General features: G+C 68.8%; 11 protein-coding genes and 1 tRNA gene. 6 read left to right on the top strand and 6 right to left on the bottom strand.

What is annotated here, in order from left to right:
• Positions 1-26: 26 nt before the first annotated feature.
• Complete coding sequence (locus FIV50_RS12225; RefSeq protein WP_140037670.1) at positions 27-542, bottom strand: methylated-DNA--[protein]-cysteine S-methyltransferase; 516 nt, start codon at positions 540-542, stop codon at positions 27-29.
• Between the two features lie 190 nt (positions 543-732).
• Between FIV50_RS12225 and FIV50_RS12220 the strand changes: the two genes are divergently transcribed.
• Entirely contained in the window at positions 733-4,452 is a 3,720-nt protein-coding gene (locus tag FIV50_RS12220) for an AAA family ATPase (RefSeq protein WP_140037669.1), read from the top strand.
• Entirely contained in the window at positions 4,445-4,648 is a 204-nt protein-coding gene (locus tag FIV50_RS12215; RefSeq protein ID WP_140037668.1) for a hypothetical protein, read from the top strand. The genes FIV50_RS12220 and FIV50_RS12215 overlap by 8 nt, the downstream gene beginning before the upstream one ends.
• Positions 4,649-4,735: 87 nt before the next feature.
• On the opposite strand, the gene mscL is transcribed toward FIV50_RS12215, so the two are convergent.
• From mscL to FIV50_RS12200, 3 genes are read right to left on the bottom strand one after another with little or no spacing between them, the layout of a single operon-like run.
• The gene (gene mscL, locus FIV50_RS12210; RefSeq protein ID WP_140037667.1) at positions 4,736-5,161 is read right to left on the bottom strand and encodes a large conductance mechanosensitive channel protein MscL; all 426 of its coding nucleotides are present in this window, start codon (positions 5,159-5,161) and stop codon (positions 4,736-4,738) included.
• Between the two features lie 25 nt (positions 5,162-5,186).
• Positions 5,187-5,459: an FmdB family zinc ribbon protein gene (locus FIV50_RS12205; RefSeq protein WP_140037666.1), complete on the bottom strand. Its 273-nt coding sequence runs from the start codon at positions 5,457-5,459 to the stop codon at positions 5,187-5,189.
• 15 nt (positions 5,460-5,474) lie between these two features.
• Complete coding sequence (locus FIV50_RS12200; RefSeq protein WP_140037665.1) at positions 5,475-6,071, bottom strand: 5-formyltetrahydrofolate cyclo-ligase; 597 nt, start codon at positions 6,069-6,071, stop codon at positions 5,475-5,477.
• Positions 6,072-6,111: 40 nt separating this feature from the next.
• Here FIV50_RS12200 and galU point away from each other — a divergent pair, with 40 nt between their 5' ends.
• The 4 genes from galU to FIV50_RS12180 all read left to right on the top strand — a co-directional run bounded on the left by galU (position 6,112) and on the right by FIV50_RS12180 (position 8,717).
• Positions 6,112-6,999, top strand: a complete 888-nt coding sequence (gene galU, locus FIV50_RS12195; protein WP_140037664.1) for a UTP--glucose-1-phosphate uridylyltransferase GalU — start codon at positions 6,112-6,114, stop codon at positions 6,997-6,999.
• A gap of 44 nt (positions 7,000-7,043) precedes the next feature.
• A complete protein-coding gene (locus FIV50_RS12190; RefSeq protein WP_140038770.1) occupies positions 7,044-7,655 on the top strand; it encodes a GNAT family N-acetyltransferase in 612 nt (203 codons plus the stop codon).
• An 82-nt stretch (positions 7,656-7,737) separates the two neighbouring features.
• A complete protein-coding gene (locus tag FIV50_RS12185; protein WP_140037663.1) occupies positions 7,738-8,595 on the top strand; it encodes a hypothetical protein in 858 nt (285 codons plus the stop codon).
• A gap of 49 nt (positions 8,596-8,644) precedes the next feature.
• Positions 8,645-8,717: transfer RNA gene (locus FIV50_RS12180), tRNA-Ala, on the top strand.
• A gap of 165 nt (positions 8,718-8,882) precedes the next feature.
• Here FIV50_RS12180 and FIV50_RS12175 read toward each other — a convergent pair.
• Both FIV50_RS12175 and pgi read right to left on the bottom strand, forming a co-directional pair.
• Positions 8,883-9,314: a ribosomal maturation YjgA family protein gene (locus FIV50_RS12175; RefSeq protein WP_140037662.1), complete on the bottom strand. Its 432-nt coding sequence runs from the start codon at positions 9,312-9,314 to the stop codon at positions 8,883-8,885.
• Complete coding sequence (gene pgi, locus FIV50_RS12170) at positions 9,315-10,994, bottom strand: glucose-6-phosphate isomerase (protein ID WP_140037661.1); 1,680 nt, start codon at positions 10,992-10,994, stop codon at positions 9,315-9,317. It abuts the gene before it with no gap.
• Positions 10,995-11,023 lie beyond the last annotated feature (29 nt).

The raw sequence follows: 11,023 nt of genomic DNA, 5'->3' as shown, positions 1-11,023 counted from the left end.
CTCGTCGGGGTCCACGTCGTGTGCGGTCAGCGGTGCGACTCGAGGTCGAGAAGGAATCTCTTGCGCTCGGGATGCGCGCCGTACTGCCCCGCCGTTCCGTCCCACCGCACCACGCGGTGAACGGGGACGACGATCGAGAAGGGCGTGAGGCGGCAGGCGGTGCCGACGGCGCGGGCGGCACCGGGGCGACCGGCGAGAGCCGCGATCTCGCCGTAGCTCATCGTCTCTCCCCACTCGATCGTGCTGATCGTCTGCAGTGCGGTGCGGGCGAACCCGTCGACGAGACGCCAGTCGAACGCAAGATGATCCTGGAAGCGCACCGGCGAGCCGTCGAAGTACGCATCGAGGAGCTCGGTGACCTCGTCGGCTGCGCCCGGGTCCGGCTCGGGCACGGCGCGAAGCTGACCCGAGACGTTCTCGAGAACCCAGGGAACCGAAGGGTCGTCTGATTCCGAGAGGTCGAATCGGACGAGACCCTCGTCGGAGAACACGGCGAGGGCGTCTCCGAACGGGGTCGGTGCGAAGTCGTAGCGGAAGGTCATGCCTCCATACTGACCGCAACGATCCGGCACAGGCATCGTCATGAGCACGACCGGGGGAGACCCTGCCGGCTCGCTGCCTGCGTGCAGAAGCAGTCCGCATGCGCCCGCTGCAGGCCTCTGATGGGCGGAAATACGGTGAAACCCGCCAGGGATACCGGCTGTGCGGCGAGGCGCGCTTAGTGTGTGAGGTGTGTGGCGACGTGAAGGCAAGGCTGCGGATGACGCAGCGACCGATGCCGCAGTGACCCTCGGCGAGTTGCACGAGCCGGTCTCCGGTATCGGCATCGCGCATGCCGCAGAGGCGGAGCGCACCCGTCTGCGTGCGGAGGCCGCCGACCTCGGCGGCTCATCGCCGCTCGTCAACTTCCGCGACACGGTCGAGTCCGGCATCGACATCTCGAAGGCTCACCCCGGCAGCCTTCCCCAGTTCATCACCGGCAAATCCACCCTGCTGTCGAACCTCTATCGCGACGAGGTCGGTCTGCGGACCGCGAGGCTCGCCGCCGAGCGGATCACCGCGAAGAACACCGAGCTGCGCACCGTCCGCGGCATCGAAGCCGTGCACCTCGCGGTCGGAGTCGCGGGATGGCGCATCGGCGGGGCGGAGTTCTCGGCACCCGTGCTCCTGCGGCCGCTGGCGATCCGTCGGCACCACTCCGACTTCGAGTTGAAGTTGCAGGGGGCGTTCGAGGTGAACCCGGAGCTCGTGCGGATCGCGCGCGAGCACTTCGGCATCACGATCGACGCGGCGGCGCTCGCCGCCCTCGCCTACGACGGCGGGATCTTCAAGCCTCAGCCGGTGATCGACAGCCTGCGGGCCACGACACGATCGATCGACACGTTCACGGTGCTGCCGAGGCTCGTGGTCTCGACCTTCGCCGACGTCGGCGGTGCGATGTCCCGCGACGGCGGCAGCCTCGACCATGTCGTGCTCAACGCCCTCGCCGGACACGTGGGCGACCGCGAGCAGGTCTCCGCGCGCAGACCCGACCCCCATCACACCGGACCGGATGACCGCGCGCCGGCATCCGACAATCTGCTGCTCGACGCGGATGCCGAGCAGGAGGCGCTTCTCGCGAAGATCGCGGCCGGCCACTCGCTCACCGTCGCGACCCTCCCCGGCACCGGCGGCACGCAGACCGTGATCAATGCGCTCGGCGAACTCGTGCGTGCCGGCAAGCGTGTGCTCGTCGTCTCGGCCCGGCGCTCGACCCTCGACGGTGTGCGGCATCGCCTGGCGGGCATCGGTCTCGACAGCCTGGCCGTCTCGCCCGCCAGCGTGCGCCGTGACCTCGTGCGTGCGATCGGCCGGAACGAGAAGGCGACTGCTCCGAAGGTCAGCGACGTCGATGACGCGCTGGTGCGTCTGCGCGCCGTGCTGCGGGACTACCGCCAGGCGCTCACCGCTCCGGTCGCCGGGACGAACTCCTCGGTGCTCGACGCCACGCGCCACCTCACGAGGCTCGCCTCGCTGCCCACTCCGCCGTCGACCACCGCGCGGCTCAGCGCCGAGACCCTCCGCCGTCTCGCCGATGACCGCTCGTCTGCTGCCGCCGCGCTCGCGCAGGCGGCGCGCCTGGGCGAGTTCCGCTTCGGCCCTGACGACTCGCCCTGGTACGGCGTGACCTTCGCGAGCACAGAGGCGGCGAAGTCCGCGCACCAGCTGGCGGCGCGCCTGCACTCCGAGAGCGTGCCCGCGCTGCTCGAGCGGGGTTACGCACTGATCGCCCAGACGCACATGCGTCCGTTCTCGACCATCGACGAGCTCGGTGAGTACCTGCGGCTCCTGCAGGGCATCCGTGATTCCCTCGACCGGTTCAGCCCCACCGTGTTCGAACGCCCGCTGGGGGAGCTGATCCAGGCCCACGGTTCGCGACGCGATGCGCCGGCGATGTCCGGAGCCAACCGGCGCCGTCTGCGTCGACTCGCCAAGGAGTACGTCCGCCCGGGCGTGCACGTCACCGAGATGCACGAGTCGCTGCTGCGCATCCAGGCGCAGCGCACCCAGTGGCAGCGATTCGTGGAAGCCGGTGTCGCACCCGAGGTGCCGCTCGGTCTCGCCGACGTCTACGCCTCCTGGCAGCGCGTCACCGCCGAGCTCGCAGAGCTGGATGTCGCACTCGGACGCAGAGAGCCGCTCTCGACGCTCCCCGTCGCCCGTCTCGTACGCACTCTCGCGGGCCTCGCCGCCAAGTCCGATGTCTTCGACAACCTCGTGGAGCGCGCCCAGCTGCGCGATCGGCTGGCCGAACTCGGTCTCGAGCCGCTGCTCGCGGAGTTGTCCGTTCGCCATGTCGCCGAGTCGCGCGTGGGCGACGAGCTGGAGTTCGCCTGGTGGCAGACGCTGCTCGAACGCGCTCTGCAGGAGGACCGTGCGCTGCTCGGCGCGAACACCGCTGTGGTCGATCGGCTCGAGCGGGACTTCCGTCTCGTCGACGAGGCGCATGCCGCGATGGCGGGCCCGCTGCTCGCGTGGCAGCTCGCGAACCAGTGGAAGATCGCGATCGTCGACGAGCCGCAGGAATCCCAGAATCTGAGGCGCGCACTGAAGCAGCCGGGCACGACGACGGCCGAGATCGTGAGCTCAGCGCCCACGCTCGTCGACGTGCTCGCACCGGTCTGGATCTCGTCGCCCTACCTCGTGCCGCAGATCCCCGACTCGGTCGAATTCGACACGGTGCTCCTCGTCGATGCGGCCGCGATCAACCTGGCAGAGGCCGCCCCGGCGATCCGCCGCGCCCGTCAGGTCGTGGCGTTCGGCGACCCGGTCACGCAGCTGCCGACCGCGTTCCACGTCGCCGTCGACCCGGGGTCCGAGTGGGAGCACGAGGTTCCCTTCGACTCCGTATCGGTGTTCGAGCGGCTCTCGGAACTGCTCCCGGTGATGACCCTCACGCGCAGCTACCGCGCCGGCGGCGAAGACCTCGCCGAGCTCATCAACGACGCGTTCTACGGCGGCGAGATCGTCTCCCTGCCCTGGGCGGGCTCGTATCTCGGCCGTGGCAGTCTCACCGTCGACTATGTCGAAGGCGGCACCGGAGCCCCCGACCCCGTGTCAGGTGCGGTGGAGAGCCCCGAAGCCGAGGTCGCGCGCGTGGTCACGCTGGTCGTCGAGCACGCCGTGCACCGCCCGGACGAGTCTCTGATGGTCGTCACGGCGAGCAGACGTCACGCTGAGCGTGTGCGCGCCGCGGTCACCTCCGCCTTCGCCGGACGATCGGATGTCGCCGACTTCGTCGGCCGCGACACTGCCGAGCCCTTCGCGGTGCTCACTCTCGAGGAGTCGGTCGCCGAGAGCCGCGACCGCGTGATCTTCTCGCTCGGCTACGGCCTCACCAAGCACGGCCGGGTGCTCAGCGACTTCGGTGACCTCTCGACACCGGATGGCGAGCGGCTGCTCACGGTGGGGATGACCCGTGCGCGGCGGTCCATGGTCATCGTCTCGTCGATCCGGCCCTCTTCGTTCGACGACGGTCGCCTCGAGTACGGCGCGGCCACGCTGATGTCGATCCTGGGCGGCCTCGCCACCCGTGCACGCGATGCGCGCCTCGAGGACCTCGCCGATCCGCTGACACTCGCACTCGCGCGCGAGCTGCGCCGCCTCGGCGCCGCCGTCGACGTCGACTACCGCGGCCTGCTGCCGCTCGTCGCCCAGCACAACGGCAAGGCGGTCGTGATCGAGTCAGACCCGGAGTCTCGGGGGGAGTCCCTGCGCGAGACGCTACGACTGCGCCCGCATGTGCTGCGTCGCCTCGGCTGGCACTACGTGCGCGTGCATGCGTTCGACCTCTACAGCGACCCGGTCACCGCGGCCACGCGTATCGCGGGAGTCCTGGGCATCTCGGCATCCGCGGCTCGCGCCGAGAACGACACGCAGCCGATCGATCTCTCCGATCCGCAGAATGACTGACCAACGCGACCCTGACGCGCCCCGGCAGAAGGTCGTTCGGGTCGTCGGATCGAGACGGGCCCGGCTCACTCCGGTGGCGGGAACCGACACCGACCCGGAGCGGGTCTCGAAGGAGCCGCGTCGGCCGAAGGGTCCGAAGGGTCCGAAGGGTCCGAACGACGATCAGCTGATGCAGGACGTGCCCCCGCACTACTGAGCGCCTGCCCCCGAGTTCTCCACAGGGGATACGACGAAGCGCACGGCCCGATCAGGACCGTGCGCTTCGTCGTAGGACGGCGGCGCGTCAGCTGCGCGAGCTGTTCCTGGCGAGCAGGTCGCGGATCTCGACGAGCAGTTCGGCCTCGGTGGCCGCGGCCGGCTCCTCCTCGGGCTGCTCGGCCGGGGTGCCCTTGCGGGCCTCGACGTGCGCCTTGAACGTGTTCATCGGCAGGACGAAGACGAAGTACACGACCAGGGCGACCGAGAGGAAGCTGATGATCGCCGAGATCAGGTCGCCGATCGGGAACGTGACCTCGTCGCCGTAGATGCTCGTCAGCGTCGGACCGAAGTTGCCGGCCGCATCGGCCTTGAAGAACAGCGAGACGAGCGGGGTGATGATGCTGCTGACCACGGCGGTGACGATCGCCGTGAACGCGGTGCCGATGACGACCGCGACTGCGAGGTCGATCACGTTGCCGCGGAGGATGAAGTCCTTGAAGCCTTTGAGCATGAATGCCTCCGAAGAGTCGATGTTGTCAGGAAGAAGTGCTGGTCGACGCGGGTGCCGGAGTGGTGCTCTTGGCCGGCTCCGACTTCGATGATGCCGGGGCAGGGGCGGAAGCGCCGGAGCCCGCGCGCGAGTCGGTGCGATAGAAGCCCGATCCGTTGAACGTCACGCCGATCGATCCATACTGCTTGCGCAGCTCGCCGCCGCATTCGGGGCACACGGTGAGGGCGTCGTCCGAGAAGCTCTGCACGGCGTCGAAGGCGTGGCCGCACGAACGGCAGGCATAGGCATAGGTGGGCATTGCGATCCTCGCGGGTCAGCGTCGCGTCGGCGACAGGTGCAGGGTCTGCGTGGGAGTCACGATGCCGGAGACCGGCTGATCGTGCACTTCCCTCGGCAGGAAGTCGAGTACCTCGGAATCATAGATGACTGCGTAGACAGGTGGGCACTTCTCCATCGATCCGATGGTCTTGTCGAAGTATCCGCGCCCCCAGCCCATGCGCATCCCGGTGCGGTCGACGGCGGCGGCGGGGATCACCATCAGATCGACGTCGTTGACCGCGATCGGACCGAGGACCTCGCCGGTGGGCTCGGGCAGCCCGAACAGGCCCTCGGTGATGTCGTCGTCATCGGTCGCCACCGCCCAGTCGAGCAGGCCGTCTGCGCGCGTCACCGGAAGCAGGACCCGGATGCCGCGGCGCACGGCCCCGGTGACGAAATCCCTCGTGCCCGGTTCGGTCGTGGTCGAGAGGAAGCACGAGATCGATCGGGCGCCGAGCGACTCGACGAGTTCATCGAGTCGCTGTGTGATGGCGGATGCGGCGGTCTCTCGCTGCGCGTCGCTCAGCAGCTGGCGGCGCTCGCGGAGTTCGGCGCGAAGCGCGCGCTTCTCATGCTCGACGTCATGGGACATGCCTCCGAGTCTACGGTGGCATCCCCACTAGGCTGTGTGGATGGGTATTAGGAAGATGAAGGCTGTCATTCCCGCTGCAGGATTGGGAACACGGTTCCTGCCGGCGACGAAGGCGATGCCGAAGGAGATGCTGCCGGTCGTCGACAAGCCGGCCATCCAGTACGTCGTCGAAGAGGCCGCCTCCGCCGGGATCGACGACATCCTCGTCATCATCGGCCGCAACAAGAACGCGATCTCCAACCACTTCGACTCGGTTCCCGAGCTCGAGGTGAAGCTGATGGAGAAGGGCGACACCGGTCGCCTGGCGCGGGTCATCCACTCGAGCGATCTCGCCGACATCCACTTCGTCCGACAGGGCGAGCCGAAGGGCCTCGGTCACGCGGTGCTGCGCGCTCGCACGCACGTCGGCGACAGCTCCTTCGCCGTGCTTCTGGGCGACGACCTCATCGACGAGCGCGACCAGCTGCTCACCGAGATGATCGCGGAGCACGAGCGCACCGGTGCTGCCGTGATCGCCCTCATGGAGGTCGACCCCGCGAGCATCCACATGTACGGCGCCGCAGCCGTCGAGGACATCGAGGGATCGGATGCCGTGCGCGTGACCGACCTCGTCGAGAAGCCGGCCGCCGAAGATGCTCCGTCGAACCTCGCGATCATCGGTCGCTATGTGCTTCCCGCGTCGATCTTCGAGGTGCTCGAGCGCACCGAACCGGGCAAGGGCGGAGAGATCCAACTGACCGATGCGCTGCAGGAGCTGGCGACCAGCCCCGAGGGCCCCGGTGTGGTCGGCGTGATCTTCCGCGGACGCCGGTATGACACCGGTGACCGCGTCGACTACATCAAGGCGATCGTGCAGCTGGCCTCCGATCGCGATGACCTCGGTCCCGAGCTGCGTCCGTGGCTCAAGGAGTTCGCGGAACGCCTCTAGGCGTCGTCGCGGTCGTGGGCGCGCGGATGGATCAGGCGACAGGGATGCGGCACGGGCCCATCGAGCTGCGCCTCGTGCGCTCCCGGGACGCGAGGGCTCTGCAGCACGAGCTGCTGAGCAACCGCTCCTGGCTGCAGCCGTGGGAGGCCACCGTGCCGTACGGCTCGGTCTCGTTCGACATGCGGCTCAGCATCCGTCGTCTGCTGCAGCAGTACCGCGACGGTGCGGGCTATCCGTTCGTCATGGAGTACGAGGGCGAGATCGCCGGGCAGCTCAACGTCTGGGGGGTCTCGCGCGGGTCGCTGTGCTCGGCGACCATCGGCTACTGGGTGAGCGAGCGCTTCGCGGGCAAGGGCATCGCGCCGACGGCTGTCGCACTCGCGACGGACGCGTGCTTCACGGAGTACGCCCTGCATCGGATGGAGATCTGCATCCGCCCCGAGAACGTCGCGAGTCTGAGGGTCGTGCAGAAGCTCGGGTTCCGCTACGAGGGGCTGCGTCGCCGGTACATCCACATCGACGGCGACTGGCGCGATCACTACGCGTTCGCCCTGACGCGCGAGGACGTGCCGCAGGGTGTGCTGGCCAGGTGGCTGAACGGCGAGGTGCCTCCCGACGCCGCGACGATCCCTCCCTCCGACCGTTTCGCGCTCTGACACGCCGCGGAGTTCAGAACTCGTCGCGACACACGCTGCCACTGAGCGTCGTGACCACCGATGTTCCCGTACCGTTGTCGACATGGACGGGCCAGTGCTGAGCGGGGGAGTGATAGTCCTCGTCGCCGTGCTCCTGTGGATGCTCTATCTGCTGCCCTCGTGGCGCGGACGGTTCCAGTACGACGCCGCAGAGCGCAACGCCGTCCGCCTCAATCAGGCCCTCCGGGTGCTCGCCGAGACCAGCGAGACTCCCGGCGAGGTGCGTCTCGAGCTCAACGCGCGGACCGCTCTCGCGCAGCAGAAGCTCGCGAAGCGCCTGCAGTCGGAGAGGGAAGCGGCCGAACTCATGGCTCTCCGGCAGGAGCTCGCGGCAACGAGGGCTGATCCTGTCATCCGCCAGGCGCGCGCTCGTCGCCGCGTGCGCATCGTCGCCACCTCGACTCTTCTTCTCGGTCTCGTCATCGCGGGACTGGGCGTGTGGCAGCTGATCGCCCTTCAGGCTCAGCTGCTGCTGTGGGCCGGTGGTGCGCTGATCGTCGTGGCCGGCTACGCCCTGCAGCGCATGTCGGCGGTCGCCGCCCGCGCCGCTCGACGTTCCGTCCGGGTCGCCGAGCAGCCCGTGCAGAGGGTGGCGCCCGAACTGCACGATCAGGGACGAGCGACGTGGACTCCGCGTCCGCTGCCCGAGCCGCTGGTGAGCGTCGCAGGCTCTCGCGCGCAGGTCGCGCGAGCAGAGTTCGATGCGCAGGAGGAGCGCCGGACCGCGGCTCGCCTCGCCGAGCTGCGCGAGCGTGCCGAGCGCCTGGCGCCCGCGGCACCTGTCCAGATCCCCGCCGCCGCTCCGGCCGCCTCATCTCCCTTCGCGAAGATGGGATACGTCGACGACGCCGAGATCGAGGCGCACGTCCGCGACCTGCTCGCGAAGCGTGCAGCCGGCTGATCCGCGCGGCACGAGCGGGTCTTCGAGCGTGATAGCGTAGAAGACGTCAGGGCCTATGGCGCAGTTGGTAGCGCGCCTCGTTCGCATCGAGGAGGTCAGGGGTTCGAATCCCCTTAGGTCCACCGACGAAGGAAGCCCCTCCGAGCGAAGCACGGAGGGGCTTCCTTCGTCTATACGGCTGAGTGATTCGGGGAGCCACCGCAGCGAAGCGAGGATGGCGGAGTCCCCTTAGGTCCACAGACAGACGAGAGCCCCCCGAGCGAAGCACGGGGGGCTCTCTGTTTCTGTCAGATGCGTGTCTGGCGACGGTGGCTGAGGGCGACGTCGACGAAGGTCGCGGCGCCGGCGCCCACCGCGTACGCGACGAGATCGCGCGCGTCGAAGCCGACCCCCAGGACGAGTCGAACAGGCCAGAAGGTCTGAGCCCACAGCGCCGGCAGACCGGTGAGCTGGAAGCATTCGATCAGCGTGCACAGAACCAGCACGGTCGCTCCGACGAGCCAGAAGGCGGCGCGCGGGACCGCGATGGCGATGACGAGGTAGATCATCACCGCGTAGAGGGCGTCGCCGGCGAAGTCCGCTATCGGGCCGGTGCCGGCGATGTGCGTGACGAGACCCGCCCCGACCACCAGTACGGCGCCGACGAGCAGGCGTCGTCGACGCGCACGGACCGATGGATCGCGGGGTGAGATCGACGGCATCGGCGTCTCGGTCTTCACCTACTTCCGATTCGCGCGGTAGTACGCGAGCAGCGCCTTCGTCGATGCATCCTGAGCCGCGATCGCCGACTCGTCGCCGCCAATCGCCGGGGCGATCTGCATCGCGAGCTGCTTGCCGAGCTCGACGCCCCACTGGTCGAACGAGTTGATGCCCCAGATCGTGCCCTGGGTGAACGTGATGTGCTCGTAGAGCGCGATGAGCTGGCCGAGCACCTGCGGCGTGAGTGCGGGCGCGAAGATCGAGGTGGTCGGACGATTGCCGGCGAACGTGCGTGCGGCGACGAGCGCACCCGTGGTTCCCTCGGCCTCGACCTCTGCGGCGGTCTTGCCGAAGGCCAGGGCCTTGGTCTGGGCGAGGAAGTTCGCCAGGAACAGCTCGTGCACGTCCTGCCCGCCGTCGGTCAGCGGGTAGGCCGGGTTCACGAAGGCGATGAAGTCCGCCGGGATCAGCCGAGTGCCCTGGTGGATGAGCTGGTAGAACGCGTGCTGGCCGTTGGTGCCGGGCTCTCCCCAGAACACCTCACCGGTGTCGGTGGTGACGGGTGTGCCGTCCCACCGTACGGACTTGCCGTTGGACTCCATCGTCAGCTGCTGCAGGTAGGCCGGGAACCGGCTCAGCTGCTGTGCGTAGGGCAGCACCGCATGCGACTGCGCCCCGTGGAAGTTGACGTACCAGACGTTGAGCAGACCCATCAGCACGGGGACGTTGCGCTCGAGCGGGGTGGTGCGCACATGCTCGTCGACGGCGTGGAACCCGGCCAGGAGCTCGCGGAACGCGTCTGGACCCAACGCGATCGCGAGCGACAGCCCGATCGCGGAATCGACCGAGTAGCGACCGCCGACCCAGTCCCAGAACCCGAAGGCGTTGGCCGGATCGATGCCGAACGCGGCGACCTTGTCGAGCGCGGTGGACACCGCCACGAAGTGGTGTGCGACGGCGTCTGTGCGGGCGTCGTCGTCGTCGGAGATTGCGCCGGAGGCCAGGAGCCCGGCCCACAGCCAATCGCGCGCCAGACGCGCGTTCGTGAGCGTCTCGAGGGTGGTGAAGGTCTTCGAGGCGACGATGAAGAGGGTCGTCTCGGGGTCGAGGTCCGCGGTCTTCTGCGCGAGGTCGGTCGGATCGATGTTCGACACGAACCGCGCCTCGATGCCGGCGTCCGCATAGGGCTTGAGTGCCTCGTAGACCATGACCGGTCCGAGGTCTGAGCCGCCGATGCCGATGTTGACGACGTGGGTGACGCGCTTGCCGGTGATGCCGAGCCACTCGCCGGAGCGGACCCGGGTGGCGAACGCGCTGAGCGCCTCGAGCACGGCCTGCACATCGGCATCCACGTCCTGCCCGTCGACGACGAGCGCGGGGGAGGACCCTGCGGGCCGCCGCAGCGCGGTGTGCAGCACGGCCCGGTCTTCGGAGGTGTTGAGGTGACTGCCCTCGAGCATCGCCGCGTATCGATCGGCGACACTCGTCTGCTCGGCGAGGCGCAGCAGCGCCGCCAGCACCTCCTCGGTGATGAGGTTCTTCGACAGGTCTACGTGCAGATCGGCGAGTGGGAAGGTGAGGCGCTCGGCGCGGCCTGCATCGGCGGCGAACCAGCCTCGCAGATCGGCGGTGATCGACTCGCGCAGCGCGGCGAGCTCGGACCAGGCGGGAGTGTGTGTCGGATCAACGGGAGCGGTCATGGAACCACGGTACTGCCGCACGCGACCCG

Source organism: Microbacterium foliorum, from assembly GCF_006385575.1.
GTDB lineage: Bacteria > Actinomycetota > Actinomycetes > Actinomycetales > Microbacteriaceae > Microbacterium > Microbacterium foliorum_B.
This window is presented reverse-complemented; position numbering and strand designations above follow the sequence as displayed.

Bases quoted from the DNA above. Each gene is read 5' to 3' on its own strand.
- FIV50_RS12225 (WP_140037670.1), bottom strand. From the start codon at position 542: ATGACCTTCCGCTACGACTTCGCACCGACCCCGTTCGGAGACGCCCTC.
- FIV50_RS12215 (WP_140037668.1), top strand. From the start codon at position 4,445: ATGACTGACCAACGCGACCCTGACGCGCCCCGGCAGAAGGTCGTTCGG.
- mscL (WP_140037667.1), bottom strand. From the start codon at position 5,161: ATGCTCAAAGGCTTCAAGGACTTCATCCTCCGCGGCAACGTGATCGAC.
- FIV50_RS12205 (WP_140037666.1), bottom strand. From the start codon at position 5,459: ATGCCCACCTATGCCTATGCCTGCCGTTCGTGCGGCCACGCCTTCGAC.
- FIV50_RS12200 (WP_140037665.1), bottom strand. From the start codon at position 6,071: ATGTCCCATGACGTCGAGCATGAGAAGCGCGCGCTTCGCGCCGAACTC.
- galU (WP_140037664.1), top strand. From the start codon at position 6,112: ATGGGTATTAGGAAGATGAAGGCTGTCATTCCCGCTGCAGGATTGGGA.
- FIV50_RS12190 (WP_140038770.1), top strand. From the start codon at position 7,044: ATGCGGCACGGGCCCATCGAGCTGCGCCTCGTGCGCTCCCGGGACGCG.
- FIV50_RS12185 (WP_140037663.1), top strand. From the start codon at position 7,738: ATGGACGGGCCAGTGCTGAGCGGGGGAGTGATAGTCCTCGTCGCCGTG.
- pgi (WP_140037661.1), bottom strand. From the start codon at position 10,994: ATGACCGCTCCCGTTGATCCGACACACACTCCCGCCTGGTCCGAGCTC.